This window comes from Nesterenkonia halobia, from assembly GCF_039536005.1.
In the GTDB taxonomy this organism is placed as follows: domain Bacteria; phylum Actinomycetota; class Actinomycetes; order Actinomycetales; family Micrococcaceae; genus Nesterenkonia; species Nesterenkonia halobia.
The window spans coordinates 500,088-518,935 of the sequence record NZ_BAAAYG010000003.1 but is presented as its reverse complement, the minus strand read 5'-3'; the positions used below and the strand labels follow the sequence as shown (position 1 = coordinate 518,935).

The 18,848-nt window shown below is 72.8% G+C and carries 15 protein-coding genes; 6 read left to right on the top strand and 9 right to left on the bottom strand.

All coding sequences use genetic code 11. From position 1 onward, the window contains the following. Positions 1-97 precede the first annotated feature (97 nt). From madM to ABD652_RS05055, 3 genes are all read right to left on the bottom strand, one after another. The gene (madM, locus tag ABD652_RS05065; RefSeq protein ID WP_344718825.1) at positions 98-859 is read right to left on the bottom strand and encodes a malonate transporter subunit MadM; all 762 of its coding nucleotides are present in this window, start codon (positions 857-859) and stop codon (positions 98-100) included. Between the two features lies 1 nt (position 860). Beyond that, a complete protein-coding gene (madL, locus tag ABD652_RS05060; protein WP_344718823.1) occupies positions 861-1,289 on the bottom strand; it encodes a malonate transporter subunit MadL in 429 nt (142 codons plus the stop codon). Between the two features lie 72 nt (positions 1,290-1,361). Next, positions 1,362-4,349, bottom strand: a complete 2,988-nt coding sequence (locus tag ABD652_RS05055; RefSeq protein WP_344718821.1) for an AMP-binding protein — start codon at positions 4,347-4,349, stop codon at positions 1,362-1,364. Between the two features lie 156 nt (positions 4,350-4,505). On the opposite strand from ABD652_RS05055, the gene ABD652_RS05050 reads away from it, so the two are divergent. From ABD652_RS05050 to ABD652_RS05035, 4 genes are all read left to right on the top strand, one after another. Continuing rightward, the gene (locus ABD652_RS05050) at positions 4,506-5,180 is read left to right on the top strand and encodes a GntR family transcriptional regulator (protein WP_344718819.1); all 675 of its coding nucleotides are present in this window, start codon (positions 4,506-4,508) and stop codon (positions 5,178-5,180) included. A gap of 226 nt (positions 5,181-5,406) precedes the next feature. Next, positions 5,407-7,095, top strand: coding sequence for an ABC-ATPase domain-containing protein (locus ABD652_RS05045; RefSeq protein WP_344718817.1), 1,689 nt, complete (start codon positions 5,407-5,409; stop codon positions 7,093-7,095). Between the two features lie 99 nt (positions 7,096-7,194). Next, positions 7,195-8,022, top strand: coding sequence for an aldo/keto reductase (locus ABD652_RS05040; RefSeq protein ID WP_344718815.1), 828 nt, complete (start codon positions 7,195-7,197; stop codon positions 8,020-8,022). Positions 8,023-8,158: 136 nt separating this feature from the next. Beyond that, positions 8,159-9,208, top strand: a complete 1,050-nt coding sequence (locus tag ABD652_RS05035) for a baeRF2 domain-containing protein (RefSeq protein ID WP_344718813.1) — start codon at positions 8,159-8,161, stop codon at positions 9,206-9,208. A 140-nt stretch (positions 9,209-9,348) separates the two neighbouring features. On the opposite strand, the gene ABD652_RS05030 is transcribed toward ABD652_RS05035, so the two are convergent. Continuing rightward, complete coding sequence (locus tag ABD652_RS05030) at positions 9,349-10,521, bottom strand: acyl-CoA dehydrogenase family protein (RefSeq protein WP_344718811.1); 1,173 nt, start codon at positions 10,519-10,521, stop codon at positions 9,349-9,351. Between the two features lie 140 nt (positions 10,522-10,661). Further along, positions 10,662-11,609 (bottom strand): HpcH/HpaI aldolase/citrate lyase family protein, encoded by a 948-nt coding sequence (locus ABD652_RS05025; RefSeq protein ID WP_344718809.1) that lies wholly within the window; start codon positions 11,607-11,609, stop codon positions 10,662-10,664. A gap of 391 nt (positions 11,610-12,000) precedes the next feature. On the opposite strand from ABD652_RS05025, the gene ABD652_RS05020 reads away from it, so the two are divergent. Both ABD652_RS05020 and ABD652_RS05015 read left to right on the top strand, forming a co-directional pair. After that, complete coding sequence (locus ABD652_RS05020) at positions 12,001-12,819, top strand: electron transfer flavoprotein subunit beta/FixA family protein (RefSeq protein WP_344718807.1); 819 nt, start codon at positions 12,001-12,003, stop codon at positions 12,817-12,819. After that, on the top strand, positions 12,816-13,757 hold the full coding sequence (locus tag ABD652_RS05015) for an electron transfer flavoprotein subunit alpha/FixB family protein (RefSeq protein ID WP_344718805.1): 942 nt from the start codon (positions 12,816-12,818) through the stop codon (positions 13,755-13,757). Before ABD652_RS05020 ends, ABD652_RS05015 begins: the two co-directional genes overlap by 4 nt. Positions 13,758-13,891: 134 nt before the next feature. Here ABD652_RS05015 and mqo read toward each other — a convergent pair whose 3' ends face one another. From mqo to ABD652_RS04995, 4 genes are all read right to left on the bottom strand, one after another. Beyond that, positions 13,892-15,400: a malate dehydrogenase (quinone) gene (gene mqo, locus ABD652_RS05010; protein WP_344718804.1), complete on the bottom strand. Its 1,509-nt coding sequence runs from the start codon at positions 15,398-15,400 to the stop codon at positions 13,892-13,894. 75 nt (positions 15,401-15,475) lie between these two features. After that, entirely contained in the window at positions 15,476-16,441 is a 966-nt protein-coding gene (locus ABD652_RS05005; RefSeq protein WP_344718803.1) for an AEC family transporter, read from the bottom strand. A 70-nt stretch (positions 16,442-16,511) separates the two neighbouring features. Continuing rightward, positions 16,512-17,855 carry an enolase C-terminal domain-like protein gene (locus ABD652_RS05000; RefSeq protein ID WP_344718802.1) on the bottom strand — a complete coding sequence of 448 codons (1,344 nt, stop codon included), beginning with the start codon at positions 17,853-17,855 and terminating at the stop codon, positions 16,512-16,514. Then, complete coding sequence (locus ABD652_RS04995) at positions 17,852-18,811, bottom strand: 5-dehydro-4-deoxyglucarate dehydratase (protein WP_344718800.1); 960 nt, start codon at positions 18,809-18,811, stop codon at positions 17,852-17,854. The genes ABD652_RS05000 and ABD652_RS04995 overlap by 4 nt, the downstream gene beginning before the upstream one ends. Positions 18,812-18,848: the final 37 nt, after the last annotated feature.

Here is an 18,848-nt window from a genome sequence, read left to right as displayed (position 1 = left end):
TAATGACGACGTCTGAGCCGGGATGCGACGGAGTCGGCGCCGAGATCTCGTCACCAGAGGCCACTCGATGCGGCGGGCGACACCGCGTGTCCGCCTCTCACCCCACGAGGGCGCGCAGCGCCACGTAGAGCACGGAGGGCCCCAGCAGGCAGCCCACCCCGGTGAAGAAGGTCGCGGTCATCGCGCCGTAGGGCACCAGCCGCTCGTCGGTGGCGGCGAGGCCGCCGGCGACGCCGGAGGTGGTGCCCATCAGCCCGCCGAAGGCCATCGCCGCCTTCGGATTGTTCAGCCGGATCAGCGGGGCGATCATCGGGGTCGCGACCATCACCACCACCGACTTCACCAGCCCGGCGGCCACCGACAGCGCGATGACGTCCGATCCGGCGCCCACGGCGGTGCCGGTGACCGGCCCGACGATGTAGGTCGCCGCGCCGGCGCCGATGGTCGCCATCGACTCGGCGTCGGTGTAGCCGAAGGCCGCGGCGACGACGGCCCCGACGAGGAACGAGACCACCACGCCCAGCAGGATCGACAGCACGCCGGTCGCCCCGCTGCGGCGGATGACGCTGAGGTCCACGCCGTAGGCGGTGGAGACGATGGCGAAGTCGCGCAGCATCGACCCGCCCAGGATGCCGAGCCCGCCGAAGATCGCCAGATCGGCCAGCCCGTCCTCGCCGCCGGTGGTCGCGCCGCCCCAGCCGGCGAGCGCCAGGCCGAGGATGATCGCGATGGCCGAGCCGTGCAGCCGGCCGCGGGTCAGGCCCCGCGACATCCAGCCGGAGACGAGCATCAGCACGCCGACAGCCGCGAAGGCGACCAGCAGATCGTTGTCCTCCAGCACTGAAGCGATGGTGTCCATCTCAGGCCTCCTTCGTCCGGGCGGATCCGGCCAGGCGGGCGTCGTCGCCCTCCCCGCGCGGCGGCAGCGGGTCCGCCGGCGGGCCGATCCGCGCGAGCACCGGGACCAGCGCCGCGGCCGCGGCCAGCGCGGCGAGCCCGGCGACGATCGCCATCGGCCCGCCGGTCAGCGCCTCGGCGACGTTCTGCGTCGAAGCCATCGCGACGACGATCGGGATGTACATCGAACTCCAGAACATCACCCCGCGCTCCGAGGACTCGGGGAACAGGCCCCGGCGCCTCAGCCGGTCGGTGACCAGCACCAGCAGGATCATCGCGAAGCCCACGCCGCCGACGTTGGCGTCGACTCCGACGGCGATGCCCAGCGCCTCGCCGATCAGCTCGCCGATCAGCAGGCACAGCGCCAGCGCCGCCACTCCGTACACCACCATGGGTCATCTCCTGATTCGTCGTCGCGGGGCCTGCGGCCCCGTCGTGCAGTCGTTCCTCCGGCGGGACCCGCCTCAGACGCCGGCGCCGGTGAACAGCTCGGCGAAGCGGGTCCGCAGCTCGGCCTTCTGCACCTTCCCCATCACGTTGCGCGGCAGCGCCTCGACCACGCGGACCGCCCGCGGCTGCTTGAACCGCGCCAGCCGTCCCTCCAGGGCGCCGACCACGCTCCCCTCGCTCGGGCTCCCGCCCGCGGCGGGCACGACGACGGCGACGACGGTCTCGCCGAAGTCCGGATGCGGCACCCCGATCACCGCCGACTCCGCGACGTCGGACTGGGCGTCGACCAGCTCCTCGATCTCCTTGGGGTAGACGTTGTAGCCGCCGGAGATGACCATGTCCTTGTCCCGGCCGACGATGGTCAGCGAGCCCTGCTCGTCGATGCGCCCCAGGTCGCCGGTGATGAAGAAGCCGTTCTCGCGGAACTCCGCGGCGGTCTTCTCCGGCATCCGCCAGTAGCCGGCGAAGACGTTGGGGCCGCGGACCTCGACGAGCCCGACCTCGCCGTCGGGCAGGACCTCGCCGCTCTCCCGGTCCGTCACGCGGATCTCCACGCCGGGGAAGGGCACCCCGACGGTGCCGGGCCGGCGCGCGCCGTCGTAGGGGTTGGTGGTGTTCATCCCGGTCTCGGTCATCCCGTAGCGCTCCAGGATGGCGTGGCCGGTGCGCTCGGCGAAAGCCTCGTGGTCGGCGGCGAGCAGCGGCGCCGAGCCGGAGACGAACAGCCGCATCGACGCGCAGGCCGCGGCGGTGAGCCGCTCGTCGGCCAGCAGCCGGGTGTAGAAGGTCGGCACGCCCATCAGCACTGTGGCCGAGGGAAGCCGCTCGAGGATCGCCTCGGCGTCGAAGCCCGGCAGCCAGTCCATCGCGGCCCCGGCGACCAGCGTCATGTTCGCCGCGACGAAGAGCCCGTGGATGTGGAAGATCGGCAGCGCATGGATCAGCCGGTCCTCGGCGGTGAAGCGCCAGGCCTCCAGCAGCGCCGCACAGTTGGAGGCGAGGTTGCCGTGGGTGAGCACCGCTCCCTTGGAGCGGCCGGTGGTCCCGGAGGTGTAGAGGATCGCCGCGGGCTCGTCCTCGGCGACTTCGGCCGAGACGTCGCTGGTCTCCTCGCCGGCCAGCAGGCTGCCGCCGCCGGAGGCGTCGAGGGTCTCGACGACGAGACCCGGCTCCCCCGCCCGTCCCGCGGTCCGCTCGGCATGCTCCGCGGCGCGGTCCGGGGCGCAGACCAGCACCCGCGGCGCGGCGTCGTCGAGGAAGTAGTCCATCTCCGCACCGGTGTAGGCGGTGTTCAGCGGCAGATAGACCCCGCCGACGCGCAGCGTCGCCAGATACAGCGCCAGCGCCTCGGGAGACTTCGGCACCTGGGCGGCCACCCGGTCGCCGCGCTCGACGCCGTCGGCCAGCAGCGTCGCGGCCACCCGGCGGACGGTGTGCTCGAAGGCGCCGTAGCTGATCGCGGTCCCGTCGGGCAGGTGGAACAGCGCCTGCTCCGGGCGGCGGGCGACCTGGGCGTCGAAGGAGCGGTGGATCGGGGTGACGGTCGCGGCCATGGCGGCGGGTCCTCTCGTGTCGTGGTCAGGGGTGCCGACGTCGGCGTCGTCGGCGTCGGGGCGGCCGGCCTGCTCGAGCAGCGGGCCCTCGACGGCGACGGTCCGACGCCGGGCGAAGTCTTCATGGCGACGCTCGAGCGCCGCCGGATCGTAGCGGTAGGTGATCATCGCGCCGTAGGACTGCTCGAGCCCCGACGCCGAGCGGTCGGCCGGCCAGTGCAGCTGCCAGGCGGCCGCGCCGTTGCCGAGATGGAAGCGGGCGACCGGGTCGACCGGGCGGCCGTCGTCGCGACGCTCCTCGGTGATGTAGCGGGCCAGCACCGGCAGCAGCCGGTCGCGCAGCGCGGCTGTCTCCGCGGACTGCTCGGGCTCCCCCGGCCCTTCCGGCCCCGCAGACTCGCCTCCCTGGTCAGCGCCGTCATGCGCACCGGACGAGCCCGACGTCGCGACGGATCCGCCCAGGTCGATGGCCAGCCGCAGCAGCTCGGGATCCTCCCGGCGCTCCAGCCAGCGGCGGAATCCGGGGATCGGGGAGAGCGTGACGAAGTGCTCCAGATGGGGCAGCTGCTGACCGACCTCCTCGATGACCTGCTTGATCAGCAGGCTGCCGAAGGAGATCCCGGCCAGTCCGGCCATCGCGGTGTTGATCGAGTACAGCGCCGCCGTGTCGGCCTTCGACGGGCTCAGCGCCGGCCCCGGCTCGAGCAGCGGGCCGACCTCGCGCGGGATGCCGCGGACCAGGGCGACCTCGACGAAGATCAGCGGCACCTCGCCGGTGGCGGGGTGGAAGAAGGCGAAGCAGCGCCGGTCCTTGGGCTGCAGCCGACGCCGCAGCTCCGTCCGGTCGGCCATCGGGTGGACCTTCTCGCTGCGCAGCAGATGCTGGTGGAGCTCGCGGGGCGAGTCCCAGGTGATCTCCTCCATGCGCAGGAAGCCGCGGTTGAACCAGGAGACCAGCAGGTGGTGGAAGTCGTGGTCCAGCGGCCGCAGTGCCGGATGCTCGCGCATCAGCCGCAGCAGATCCGCGCGCATCTCCACCAGCGCCGTCGTGGCGTGCGGGGCGTGGTTCAACCGACGCAGCAGCTGCTGGCGGGGAGGTTCGACGGCGTCGAAGAGCTCCGGCAGCGCGTGACGTCGCTCCTCGCCGTCGGCGGCCTCCCACTGCTGGTACGCGGCGCGCACCGCCGCCGGGTCGACGTCGTAGTCCTCCAGGAGATGGTGGAGGAACGTGCGCTTCGCCGCGTCGTCCAGCCGGCGGTACGCCGCCAGCGCCCGGGCGGCGACGGCGCGCCGGGAGGCCTCCCCGACCTCGCCCATCAGCGCCTCGCAGGCGGCGAGCAGCTCCTCCAGCGGCTCCGGGTCCTCCGGGCGGGGATCCGCCGCGCCGCCGCGGCGCCGCCGCAGGATGCGGAAGAGGTCGGCCAGCAGCCAGCCGTCCTGTCGTGCCATCGTCCCTCCTCATGCGTCGCGACGGTCGGATCCGCCATGTCATGTACATCAGCTATCGTGATGTATATAACAACGCACTGTACCGCACCGCAGGTGATGCGCGCCACACCCCGGAGCGGACGGAGCGGTCGACTACGCTGAGCCGCGGAGGTGGACATGGCACGGATCCCGGAGTCGCAGCGCGTCCGCGACGCGCTGGAGAACGCGATCGTCGACGGGCGGCACCGCCCCGGCGAGCGCCTGGACCCGACCCGGCTCGAGGAGGAGTTCGGCTGCTCCCGCACCCCGGTGCGCGAGGCGCTGCAGGCCCTGGAGCGTTCGGGGCTCGTCCAGATCCGGCCCAAGCAGGGCACCTACGTCACCGAGCTGGGCCTCTCCGAGCTCGCCGAGCGCTTCGAGGTCATGGCCGAGCTCGAGGGCATGGCCGCCCGCCTGGCCGCCCGCCGCATCGGGATCGCGGAGCTCGCCGCCCTCGACGAGGCGGTGGCCGAATGCGCCCGGCACGCCGAGGCCGGCGACGCCGACGGCTACTACTACGCCAACGCCCGCTTCCACGCCACGCTCTACGACTCCTGCGGCAACGAGTACCTGCGTCAGCAGGTCCACCAGCTCAAGCGCACGCTGCAGCCCTACCGGCGGCTGCAGCTGCGCGTGCCGGACCGGATGCGCCGTTCGCTGGCCGAGCACCGCACCATCGCCGCCGCCGTGCGCGCCGGCGACGCAGGCACGGCCGAGGACGCCGCCCGCGAGCACGTGCTGATCCAGGTCACCGAGTTCAGCCAGCTGGTGACCACCTGGCGCGCCGTGAGCTCGCCGGCCTCGGCGGAGTGACCGGCCGCGACCGCACCGCCGGCTCGGCGACCCGGACGGATCGAGTGGCCACGTGTGACGACATCTGTCCCGCGATACGGCGGAATCGAGGCGGAGATCCCGTCACCCGTGACCACTCGACGCCCTCGGACCTGACACGCCCCGCGGGACCATCGAGCATGTCCCGCGACCGCCCGGCCGGATAGAGTCGGGAGCGACCCGGCACCGACCCGGAAGGTGACCACGCATGGCGGACCCCCGCTCGCTGCGGAGCACGCTGGAATCCCTCGACGGCCGCGGCTACGCCTCCTACAAGCAGCTGCGCGGCCGGCATGACCTGGGCCCGGCGACGCTGGCCGTCGACCACGTCCAGGTCGACCCCTACGCGCCGCCGTCGCTGATGCGGCTGCTGGTCCCGCGCGAGGCCGCCGACCTGCCCGCCGACCTGGTCGACACCGCCGCCGGGCGCACCGCCGTCGCCGATTTCCTGACCCGCCGGGCCGCCGAGGCCGCCCGCCGGCACGGCCCCGACGGTCGCGACGCCGGCGAGGTGAGCATCAACCGGCCCGGCCAGGAGGTGCTCGAACGCACCAGCGTGGTCATCGGCGAGACCCACGTCGAGGCCCGGCTGCATGTGGCGCTGCCGGCCGCCGGACGCCGCATCCGCGGCCGCGACGCCGCGACCCTGCTCACCGAGGTGCTGCCGCGCCTCGCCGAGGAGGCGCTGCACCACGACGCCCTCGACGCCGCGGCGCTGCGCGCCCACGTGACCCTGCACCGCGACCAGTTGCATCTGCGCGGGCGCCTCGCCGAGGCCGGCCTGGTCGCCGTCGTCGGCGACGGGGCGATCCTGCCGCGCCGCTCCGGCGACTCGGACCTGCCCATGGACGCCGCCGACGCCGTGCCCTTCAGCTCCCCGGAGTCGCTGCGCGTGACCTTCGAGCTGCCCAGCGGCAGCACGGTGACCGGCATGGGCATCCCGGAGGGCGTGACGGTGATCGTCGGCGGCGGCTACCACGGCAAGTCCACGCTGCTGCGCGCCGTCGAGCGGGGCATCCATCCGCATATCGCCGGCGACGGCCGCGAATGGGTGCTCACCCGGGACGATGCGACCGCGATCCGCGCCGAGGACGGCCGTGCGGCGACCGGAGTGGACATCTCGCCGTTCATCGGCGATCTGCCCTCGGGCAGCGACACCCGCGACTTCTCCACGACCAACGCCAGCGGCTCGACCTCGCAGGCTGCCGGGCTGGCCGAGGCGGTGGAGGCCGGCGCGAAGACGCTGCTCATCGACGAGGACACCTCGGCGACGAACTTCATGATCCGCGACGAGCGCATGCGCGCGCTGATCCCCGCCGACCGCGAGCCGATCACCCCGTTCGTGGACCGCATCCGCCCGCTGCACGCCGAGCGAGGCGTCTCCACTGTGCTGGTCGCCGGCGGCTCCGGCGCCTTCTTCGACGTCGCCGACCAGGTCATCGCCCTGGACTCCTACCTCGCCCGGGACGCGACCGCCGAGGCCCGCGCGCTGGCCGAGCACCCCGAGGGCCCGACGACGGCCGGCCCGGTGTTCGCCGGCGAGCGTCGCCGCGTGCCGCAGCCGTCCTCGCTGCGCTCGGGCCGCGGCAAACCGGCCAAGGCCCGCGGGCGCACGGCGATCCAGCAGGACCGCACGACGATCGACCTCGCCGCGGTCTCGCAGCTGGTGGACCCGGCACAGACCGCCGCACTGGCCCATGCGCTGGACCGGCTGGACGAGATGGCCGACGGCCGCCGCGACGTCGTCGAGCTGATCGAGACGCTGTGCGCGCGGATCGATGCCGAAGGGCTGGACGCGCTGTCTCCGCACCGCGGGCATCCCGGCGCGATGGCGCGGCCGCGGCGCCAGGAGATCCACGCGGCGCTGAACCGGCACCGCGGCCTGCGACTGAGCTGACCCGGCCCCGGCCGGTCCCCGCGTCGACCCCGCGCGTCGACCCCGCCCCACGGTTCCCCCGAGATCCCAGATTCCAGACTCCAGACTCCAGGAGGAGAGATGAGCTTCACCTCGCACGACGGCCTCACCCTGCCCGACGTCGGCTTCGGCACCTATAAGCTCAACGGTCTCGCCGGCGCGCAGACCATGGCCGAGGCGCTCGACAGCGGGTACCGCCTGTTGGACTCGGCGTTCAACTACGAGAACGAGGGCGCCGTCGGCGAGGCCGTGCGGCGCTCGAGCGTCGCCCGCGAGGAGGTCACCGTGACCTCCAAGCTGCCCGGCCGCCACCACGCGCACGCCAAGGCGGTGCCGGCGATCGAGGAGTCGGTGCTGCGCACCGGGCTGGACCACCTGGACCTGATCCTCATCCACTGGCCGAACCCCTCCCAGGACCTCTACGTCGAGGCCTGGCAGGCGCTCGTCGAGGCCCGGGAGCGCGGACTGGTCCGGCACATCGGCGTCTCCAACTTCCTGCCCGAGCACATCGACCGGCTCATCGCCGAGACGGGCGTGACCCCGGCGGTGAACCAGATCGAGATGCACCCCTACTTCCCGCAGGCCGCGCAGCGCGCCTACGACGCCGAGCACGGCATCATCACCGAGGCCTGGAGCCCGCTGGGCCGGGCCAACGAGATGCTCACCGACCCGGTGCTGGTGCGCATCGCCGAGGCCCACGACGTCGGCGTCGGCGAGGTCATCCTCTCCTGGCACGTCGCACTGGGCGCGCTGCCGCTGCCGAAGGCCTCCTCGGCCGAGCGGCGGCGGAAGAACCTCGAGGCGCCGCAGGTGGCGCTGAGCGAGGCGGAGATCGCCGAGATCAGCGGGCTGGCCCGCCCCGACGGGCGGACGAACGACCAGGACCCGGCGGTCTACGAGGAGTTCTGAGGGCGCCCGACGTCCCGAGCCCGACTGCTGGACGCCGTGCTGGCACCCGTGATTGTCTCGGACCACGACGGGGCGGGCCCGCCCGAGGGCCCGTCGGGACCGTCATGACGATCATCGAACCGAGGAGGTTCCGTCGATGCATCTGGCTCCGCTGAAGTCGCTGTCCGAGAAGACCGCACCGTACTCCACGATCTATCTCGAGGCCCGCTCGCCGGCCGAGGACGCCGACCACCAGGTCCGGCTCCGCTGGGACGACCTGCGCCGCCGGCTGGCGGACCAGGGCGCCCCCGAGGCCGCCCTGGAAGCCATGCAGCAGGCCCTGCTGGGCGACGGCGAGGACCTCACCGAGGTCCAGACCGACGGCCGCGTGCTGGTCGCCGACGCCGAGACGGTGCTCCTCGACGAGGCCTGGGACGCCGCGCTGGGCGCCGGCGACGCCGCCCACGTCTCCCCCGTCCCCGAGCTCGGGGCCTATGTCCGCGAGCGCGCCACCTCGGCACGGCTGCTGGTCGTCGTCGTGGACCAGGAGCAGGCCACTGTGCGCCGCACCCTGGTCTCCGAGGGCCTCCACGCCGACGCCGAGGCCGAGGTGGACGTCGAGGGCCCGGGCCGCGGCTCGGTGCACAAGCCGCGCGAAGGCGCCTACTCCCACCTGGAGATCCAGCGCCGGGCCGACGAGGTGGTCAAGCAGAACGCCCGCGGCATCGCCGAGCGGGTGGACCGCCTGGCACGCCGGTGGAAGCCCGACGCCGTGGTGCTGGCCGGCGGAATCCAGGGACGCACGGCGCTGAGCGACGAGCTGCCGACCGCGCTGACGGAGATCACCCACATCGCCGAGCACGGCGGCACCGACGACGCCGGCGCCGAGGAGGCCCTGGAGCAGGACCTCCGCGAGATCGTCGCGGGGATCAGCGCCGAGGACGCCCAGGACTGGACCGGGAAGTTCGAGGAGGCGAAGGCCCGCAACCACGTCGCCGAGGGCGTGGACGCCGTGCGCCTGGCCGCGGAGATGGGCGCGGTGGACACGCTGCTGCTGACCCGCGACGGCGTGGTCGACGGCGAGGGCGCGGTGCTCGCCGCCTGCGCCCGGATCGACGCCGACGCCGCCGTCGCCGAGAAGGAGCTGCCCGGCGGCATCGCCGCGATCCTGCGCTTCGAGGCCCCGGACGAGGTCGCCAGCGCCTGAGCACTTCCCCGGGCGTCGAGCGGCGGCTCCGCGCAGCATCTCGCCCCGCGACACGGCGTGTCGGCGAGCAGGTGCCGCGCGGAGCCGCCGCTCGATGACGGGGCGAGCCGCCCTGCCCGGGTGACCGGGTCAGGGCCCGCTCAGTCGCGCAGCAGGTCCGTGCCGATCGTCTCGCGCAGGATCTCGCTGGTGCCGCCGAAGATCGTCATCAGCCGCACCGCCAGGTAGGCCTGGGCGACCGGGTACTCCAGGATGTAGCCGTAGCCGCCGTGCAGCTGCAGGCAGGTGTCGAGCATCGACTTCGCCCGCTCGCCGATGAACAGCTTCGCCTTCGAGGCGCCGACGACGTCCAGCTGCCCGGCGTCGAAGGCCTCCACCGTCGCGGCCAGATACCGCTGGACGGCCTCGAGCTCGATCTGCAGCTCGGCCAGCTGGAAGCGGGTGTTCTGGAACTCGGCGACCGGCTGGTCGAAGGCGGTGCGCTGACGCACGTAGTCCACGGTCTGCCCCAGTGCGGCCTCGGCGACGGCGGCGGCCCCGGCGGCCACGGCCAGCCGACCCTGCGGCAGGATCTCCTTGGCGATCTCCAGCCCGCGGCCCTCGCCGCCGATGAGGTTCTCGGCCGGCACCCGGGCCTCGGAGAAGAACAGCTCGGCGGTGTCGGAGGCCTTCAGCCCCATCTTCTCCAGCTGCGAGCCGACCTGGTACCCGGGGTTGTCCTCCTTCTCCACCAGGAAGAGGCTGAAGGACTCGGCGCCCCCGCGCCGCTTCACGTCGGAGCCGTCGGTGCGGGCCAGCACCAGCGCGCCGTCGCCGGAGACGGCGTTGCCGATGAACGTCTTCTGCCCGGTCAGCAGCCAGGAGCCGTCGTCCTGGCGGACCGCCTTGGTGCGGACACCGCGCAGGTCGGAGCCGGCCCCGGGCTCGGTGAAGGCCACCGAGGCGATGAAGCTCGAGTCCAGGAACCGCGGCAGCCAGGTCTGCTGCTGCTCAGCGGTGCCGAAGCGTCGCAGCGCCGGCAGCACCCAGTCGTCGTGCAGATGCAGGGCGAGGGCCAGTCCCAGCGCGTCGGCGCGGGCGAGCTCCTCGTCGAGGATCATCCGGAACCGGTAGTCGGTCAGCCCCATGCCGCCGTGGTCCTCGTCGACGGCCAGCCCCAGCAGGCCGTTCTCCGCGGCGGCCTCCCAGACCGCGCGGTCCATCAGGTGGGCGGCGTCCCACTGCTTGTAGTGCGGGGTCACCTCGCGGGCGACGAACTCGCGCACCACCTCGCGGAACTCCTCGTGGATCTCCTCGTAGAAGCCGGGGAACATCTCAGGTCCTTTCGCAGACGTCGGGCTCAGGCGGATCTGGGCATGCACCCGGTCGACCGGGCTGGCACGGCGTCGATCCGCCGCCCTCGCTCACCGCCGGGGCGGGCGACGACGGCGCGGCGACGCCGTCGTCGATTCTCTCACTCCGCCTCGTCGGCGTCGCGCCGGCGGCGCCCGCGGTCCTCGTGGTGCTCCCGGCCGGCGTCGTAGCGGGCCAGCACGCGCCGCGCCTGGGCGACCACCGGGGCGTCGACCATCTCGCCGCGGAAGCGGAACGCCGCCGGCGAGGACGGCGCGGCGGCGAGCAGCGCCTTGGCCCGTTCGACGTCGGCCGGCGCGGGCATGTACTCCCGCCGGATCGGCTCGACCTGGTCGGGGTGGATGCAGGCTTTCGCGGCGAACCCGCTGGCCCAGGCCTCCTCGGCGTCGGCGGTCAGCCGCGGCCGCGAGCGGAGCTCGGTGGAGGTCGCGTCGACGGCGGCGACGCCGTGCGCCGCCGCCGTGATCAGCACGATGTGGCGGATATGCTGCAGCGCCCCGCGCAGCGCGCCGTCGGGGGTCCGCGAGGTCGTCCCGCCCAAGGCCGCCGTCATGTCCTCCGTGCCCCAGAAGAGCGCCTCGACGGCGGGATGGGCGGCCAGCGCGGAGGCGGCCAGCACGCCGTCGGGCCGTTCGATCTGCGGGATCAGCCCGGCGTGCGGCATCGCCGCATGCAGCCGGTCGAGGACGGCGACGTCGGCGGCCTTGGGGACGACGACGTGACGCACCCCGGCGTCGTCGAGGGCCTGCAGATCCGCCTCGAGCTCCTCGGGGTCGCCGGCGTTGAGCCGCACCAGCGTCGTCGCCGGATCCAGCGACGGTTCGGAATGGTCCTCCTCCGCCCCGGCCGCGGCGCCGACGTCGAGCGCCCGGGCGACGTCGATCCGCGCGGCCGGCTTGTCGACGGCGGCCACGGCATCCTCGAGGTCGATGATCACCGCATCGGCCCGGGCGGCGGCCTTGTCGAAGCGCGCCGGCATCGACCCCGGGCAGAACAGCAGCGACGGGCCGAGCGTGAAGGCGCCGGGTGCGGCGGACGGGATCGACATCAGTTTCCCTCCGGTCGGACGGAGCCCGGGAGACGGTCCGGGCCGAGGTGCATGGCCCCAGGCTACGCCGGGACGCCGCCGTCCTCCGTCGAGGAGCGCCGGGGCGGCGCGGCTGACGATCACCGCGCTGACCGGCACCTGGTGGGCGACCCGTTCGCCGCGCCTGCCGGCGCAGGCCCCGGCGGACTGAGCCGCCGCGGGCGCGCCGGCACCGGACGCCCCGCTCGCATCCCGCTTCCCGCCGCTTCCCCGTCGTGCCGCGCGTCAAGAACGACACCTGCGGTGACTCCGGCCACGAATCCGTGGCAGGATGGCGGGGATGACCGCCGTCGGTTCCGCACCGCGGCGACGAAGACCCGTGGACAGTCGAGAGCGAGGCGAGGTCAGCCCCATGCCAGACGCGGCAGCTGGAACCCCCCTGCACATCATCACCCTGGTGAAGTGGGTGCCGGATGCTCAGCTCGAGCGCCGGTTCACCGAGGAGCGGCATATCGACCGCTCCGAGGGGGTCCTCGGAGAACTGGACGAGCATCCGCTGGAGGCGGCGCTGCGGATCAAGGAGGCCGCCGAGGACCGTGAGGTCCGGGTGACCGCCCTGACCATGGGCCCCTCCGGTGCCGCCGCCGCGGCGAAGAAGGCGCTGCAGATCGGCGCCGACGACGCCTTCGTGCTGACCGACGACGCGCTGGCCGGCGCCGACATCTCCGCGACCTCGACCGCGCTGCGCGCCGCGATCGAGCGCGTCCAGGAGGTCTCCGAGCTCGACGGCGAGCTGCTGGTGGTCACCGGCATGGCTTCCGAGGACGGCGAGTCCGGGGCGGTGCCGGCCCAGCTGGCCGAGCGTCTGGGCGTGCACCTGCTCTCCCAGGCGACCTCGGTGGAGCTCGCCGAGGGCCGGCTGGTCGTCACCCGCACCGCCACCGTCGAGCAGCAGACGGTCTCCGCGGCGCTGCCGGCGGTGGTCTCGGTGACCGACCAGGCCAACGACCCCCGCTACCCCAACTTCAAGGCGATCATGGCCGCGAAGAAGAAGCCGCTGACGGAGCTGAGCCTGACGAGCGTCGGCATCGGCCCGACGTCGGTGAAGCCGCGCGCCCAGGTGCTCACCGCCGATCCGCGCCCGCCGCGGCACGGCGGCACGGTGATCACCGATGAGGGCGACGCCGGCGTGCAGATCGTCGACTTCCTGCAGAAGGAGCGTGTGCTGTGAGTGCTGTCCTGGTCTACTTCGAATCGGTCGGCGCCGAGCTGACCACCGCCCAGCGGGAGCTGATCACTCTGGCCGACGCCGTCGGCGAGGTGCAGGTCGTCACCGGCTCCACCACCTCCGACGCGGTGCATGCGCTGGCGCTGGAGGGCGTGCACACCCTCTACACCGGCGAGGGCGAGATCCACGCCCCGGATCCGGCGGTGATCGACCTGCTGGAGACCGCCGTGCAGGAGACCCGCGCCCACGCGGTGCTGGCGCGGAACACCGCCGACACCACGGACGCGCTGGCGCGACTGGCGGTGCGGCTGGACACCGGGCTGATCACCGACGGCGTCGGCCTCTCCCACGACCTGCGCATCACCAAGTCCGTGCTGGCCGGCTCCTACACGACAACCGCCCGCGTGGCCGAGGGCCGGCCGCTGATCGCGACGCTGAAGCCGAACTCGACGGAGCCCCACCTCGTTCCCGGCGGGGCGCCGGAGATCGTCACGCTGCCGGTCACTCCGGCCGCGGCCGAGGACCTGCGGGTCCTGGAGCGCACTCCGCTGGAGGCCTCCGACCGTCCCTCGCTCACCGAGGCGCGGTGCGTGGTCGCCGGCGGCCGCGGCCTCGACGGCGACTTCGGCCCGCTGGAGGAGCTCGCCGACGAGCTCGGCGCGGCGCTCGGCGCCTCCCGCGCGGCCACCGACGCCGGCTGGATCGACCACGCCGCGCAGATCGGCCAGACCGGTGTGACCGTCTCCCCGCAGCTCTACCTCTCCGCCGGCATCTCCGGGGCGATCCAGCAGCGCGCCGGCATGCAGACCGCGCAGACCATCGTGGCGATCAACAAGGACGAGGACGCCCCGGTCTTCGAGATCGCGGACTTCGGCGTCGTCGGGGATCTCTTCGAGGTCGTGCCGCAGATGGTCGAGGAGCTGCGCAAGCGGCGCAGCTGACCTCCGGCGCTCTCAGCCCCTGCCCCCGCCGAGATCCCCGAGTTCTCGCAGGATCACCGCGCTGCAGCACGATGAATCTGCGAGAACTCGGGGATCTTCGGATCCCTGCGCCCGCCGCCTGCGGCATCCGCGGCTCAGCCCAGGTCCAGCCGGCGAGAGGTGGCCTCGGCAAGCTCCTCCAGCAGCCGGGGGTCCTCGTTGAGCGCCCGTCCGTAGGAGGGGATCATCTCGACGAGCCGGGGCTCCCACGCCGCCCTCTTCTCGGGGAAGACCTCCGACAGGGTGCGGAGCACGATCTCCGGCGCGGTCGACGCCCCGGGCGAGGCGCCCAGCAGACCGGCGACGGTGCGGTCCCGGGAGACGACGAGCTCGGTGCCGAAGAGCTTGACCTGCCCGCGCCCCGGCTTCCCGTCGACGGCGGGGCCGGGCTTGATGACCTGCACGCGCTGCCCGGCGGTGAGCAGCTCCCAGCGCTCAGGGTCGGCCGCGGGGACGTAGTCGAACAGCTGGTCCGCCCTGCTCCGGCGCGAGGCGGCGACCTCCTTGACCAGGAACCTGACGAGATCACGTCGGTCCTGCGCCACATGGAGCAGCGGCAGGATGTTGTCCCTCCGCAGGGACGCGATGAGGTCCGTCCGCCGGCCCTGGGCGAGGAATCGCGGCGAGAAGCTCGCATAGGGCCCGAACAGCACGGCCCGCTCCCCGTCCACGACGCGCGTGTCCAGATGCGGAACCGACATCGGCGGGGCTCCCGGACGCGGCAGCCCGTAGACCTTGGCGTGGTGCTCCTGCACCGTCTCCGGATCTGTGGTGCGCAGGAACTGGCCGCCCACCGGAAACCCGGCGTACCCGCGCACCTGGGGCAGACCGGCCGACTGCAGGAGCTTCAACGTGCCCCCTCCGGCTCCGACGAAGACGTACTTCGCGCTCATGGGCGTCTGCTCGCCGGTGGCGGTGTTCACCGCCCGCAGCGACCAGCACCCGCTGCTGTCCTGCTCCATCGCCGTCACGCGACGGCGATGTCGGAATGACGCACGCGCCCCGTCGAGGTGGGCGGCCAGCTGTCGGGTCATCGCGCCGAAGTCGACGTCCGTGCCGTCCTCGACCCGGGTGGCGGCGACCGTCTCGTCCGATGCCCGGCCGCGCATCAGCAGCGGCGCCCACCGGTCGATGGTGCACGGGTCCTCGGTGTGCCGCATCGCGGAGAAGACCGGCTGACGGGCCAGGTTCTCGTACCGCCGTCGGAGGTAGTCGACGTGCGCGTCGCCGCGGACGAAGCTCATGTGCGGCAGTCCGGTGATGAAGGTCCGCGGCGCGCCGAGGACGCCCTCCTCGACCCAGTGGGACCAGAGTTGGCGCGAGACCTGGAACTGCTCGTTGATCCCGATCGCCTTGGCCGGCGAGATCCTCCCAGAGGCGTCCTGGGGCGTGTAGTTGAGCTCACACAGGGCCGCATGACCGGTGCCGGCATTGTTCCAGGCGTCCGAGGACTCCCGCCCGGCCCGGTCCAGGCTCTCGAACACTCCGATCGACCAGTGCGGTTCCAGCTCGGAGAGCACCGCACCCAGTGTCATGGACATGATGCCCGCCCCGACGAGGATGACGTCGAACTGCTCCGTCGGCGTCGAGGACGACGGGCTCATGCTCCTGATGTTGCTGTCGTCGACGTCCATCGAGTCTCTTCCCTCTCGTCGGTGCTGGGTTCGGAGCGGGGGGGGTCAGGCCCCGAGGAGCCAGGCGAGGAGCAGCACAGTCGGCAGCGCCAGCACGGAGCTGGAGACGATCACGTCCTTGACCACGGTGGTCTCCATGCCGTGCTGGCCGCTGAACACGTGGACGTTCTGGGCCGTCGGAAGCGCGGCCATGATCACCACTCCCAGCAGCTCCTGCCCCTCCAGCCCCAGCAGCGGACCGCCGATCACCCACGCCAGCGCCGGCATCAGTACGACCTTGCACGCGGTGCCGAGGATCCCGCCGAGCACATGCTCCCGCACGGCGAACGGACGCTCCTGGCGCAGCGCCATGCCGAAGATCAGCAGCATCAGCGGGATCGAGGCTTCGCCGAGCATGCGCAGCGGCTCCCAGATCGGCGCCGGCGGCCGCGCACCGGTCAGCGAGATGGTCCCGCCGATCAGCACCCCGACCGTGACCGGGTTCAGGAGAGATCCGGCCACAGTGCGCATCCGAGCACGCCGACGGCGGACGCGCCGCCCGCTCGTCGGCTCGCCGGGCGCCTCCCCGGCGGAGAGCAGTCCGAACAACGTCAGGTAGAGCGGCGCCAGCACGAGCAGCTGCGCCAGCAGGACCGAGACCACAGGAGCGGTGCTGCCCACCATGTACACCGCGATCGGCACTCCGATGTTGCCGGCGTTGACGTAGCTGGAGGCCATCGCTCCGGCGACGACGTCGCGAGGACGTCGGCCGAGGAGCAGGCCCAGACCGGCGAAGACGCCGCCCGTCAGCAGCGCGATCACGAGTGCCGCGGGGGTGTAGAGCCCCACGATCTCCCGGACGTCGGCCCGAGAGACCAGCACGACCATCAGGCAGGGAGTGGTGACCCAGTAGACCAGCGGCGTGACGCCGCGCTGGATGGTTCCGGCGGTTCCCGGCGCGATCCCGGCGATTCCCGTGCCGGTCAGCACCAGCACGCCCACCACGCTGAATCCGAGGAGGATCCCGTCCATGCCACCTGCCTGAATCGTCGTGCCGGCCGCCGGCGGCGGAGTCAGCCGCCGCGCTGCGGCGCCGAGCGGATCACCGCACCATCGCCGGGCGCTTCGGGTCGAACTCCCATCCCGGGATCAGGTGCTGCATGGCCGCGGCATCGTCCCGGGACCCCAGCCCATGCTCTCGGTACAGCTGGTGGGCCGCGTCCAGCCGCTCACGGTCCAGCCGGACGCCGAGCCCGGGAGCGTCGGGGACCGCGACGGCCCCGTCGCGGATCTGCGGCGGCTGCTCGGTGAGGCCCTGTCCGTCCTGCCAGATCCAGTGCGTATCCAACGCGGTGATCTCTCCCGGAGCGGCGGCGCCGGTGTGGGTGAACATCGCCAGCGAGATGTCGAAGTGGTTGTTCGAATGCGACCCCCAGGTCAGCCCCAGGTCGTGGCAGAGCTGGGCCACTCGCACGGATCCGGCCATCGTCCAGAAGTGCGGATCCGCCAGCGGGATGTCCACGGCTCCGGCCCGGATCGCCGCGGCCATCTCACGCCAGTCGGTGGCGCACATGTTCGTCGCCGTCGGCAGGCCGGTGGCGCGCTTGAACTCTGCCATGATCTCGCGGGCGGAGAAGCGCCCCTCGGCCCCGCAGGGGTCCTCCGCGTAGGCGACCTTCCCCTGCATGCGACGTCCCAGGCGCACCGCCTCGTCCAGCAGCCAGCCGCCGTTCGGGTCCAGCGTGATCCGCGATTCGGGGAATTCTTCATGCAGCGCGGCCACGACGTCGACCTCGTCGTCGCCGGCGAGGACCCCGCCCTTGAGCTTGAAGTCCCGGAACCCGTAGCGCTCCTGGGCGGCGCGGGCGAGGTCCACGACGCCGGCGGCGTCCATGGCCTCCTCGCGCCGCCGGCGCCCCCAGGCGTCCGAGGCGTCGTCGTCGCGCAGGTACGGCATGCCGGTGACGTCGGGATCTCCGACGAAGAAGAGATAACCGAGCATCGGCACGCTGTCGCGCTGCCGGCCGTCGCCGAGGAGCTCCGCCACCGGCACGCCGAGATGCTGGCCGTGCAGGTCCAACAGCGCCGACTCCAGACCGGTGACGGCGTGGACGGCAGTCCGCAGGTCGAAGGTCTGCTCCCCTCGGCCGCCCGCGTCGAGACCGGCGAACGACTCGGTGAGCTCGCGCAGCGCCGAGCGGAACTCCCCGACAGGACGCCCCGTGAGTCGCTCGCCCCCCTCGCGCAGCGTCGCGGCGATCTTCTCCCCGCCGGGCACCTCGCCGAGGCCGGTGCGCCCGTCCTCGTCGGTGAGGATGACGACGTTGCGGGTGAAGAACGGGCCGTGGGCGCCGGAGAGATTCATCAGCATCGAGTCGTGCCCGGCGACGGGGACGATCTCGACGTTGGAGACGCGCGGCGTGCTGCCGGAGGCGGCGATGGTCATGCGGAGAGCTCCTCTCGTGCGGATCCGGTCGAACGGACGTCGGCGGGCAGGGACGCGACGAGGGCATCGAGCTGGGTCTGCTCGGTCGCGTCCAGGTCGCGCAGCGGCGGACGGACCGGACCGCAGTCCCGCCCCACCGACCGGAGGCCGGCCTTGACGATCGAGACGCCGAAACCCTTCTCCCGGTCGCGGATGTCCAGGTACGGCAGCACGAATCGGTCCAGCTTCTCCTGCACCGCCCGCGTGTCCTGGACCAGCACATCACGGTGGAAGGCCAGGGCGAATTCCGGGACGAAGTTGAACATCGCCGAGGAGTACGTCGTCATCCCCATCTGGAGCAGAGGCAGCGCGAAGGTCTCGGCAGTCGGCAGCCCTCCCAGGTAGAACAGCCGGTCGCCGGCGGCCGACCGCACCCGAGCGAGATGCTCGATGTCGCCCACGCCGTCCTTGAACCCGATGAGGTTCGGGTGCTCGTCCGCCAGCCGCGCGACCGTCCTCCCCGAGTACTGCGCATTGGCCCGGTTGTAGAGGATGACCCCGAGACTCGTGCTCTCCAGCACTGCCGCCGCATGGGCCGCGAGACCGTCCTGCGCCGCTTCGGTGAGATAGGGCGGCATGAGCAGCAGCCCGGCGGCGCCGGAGGCCTCGGCCGCCCGCGCCATCTCCACAGCCTGGGCGGTGCTGCCGCTCGCAGAGCTCAGCACCGGGACCCCGCGACGCACGGCGCCGACGGCCGTCCGCGTGACCTCGCGATGCTCCTCGGGGGACAGGGAGAATCCCTCGCCGGTGCCGCCGGCGACGAAGAGCCCGGCGATGTCATGTCCGGACTGCCACTCGAGGTGGTCCACCAGACGCCGATGGTCGACGGCGCCGTCCTCGGTGAACGGGGTGACGGGAAAGGAGAGGAGGCCGCCGGCCAGCCGTCCGGCGAGCTCCCTGGGCGCGAGATCAGTCATGGAGACCCTTCCTGAGGAATCTGTGAGTGGGTTCACG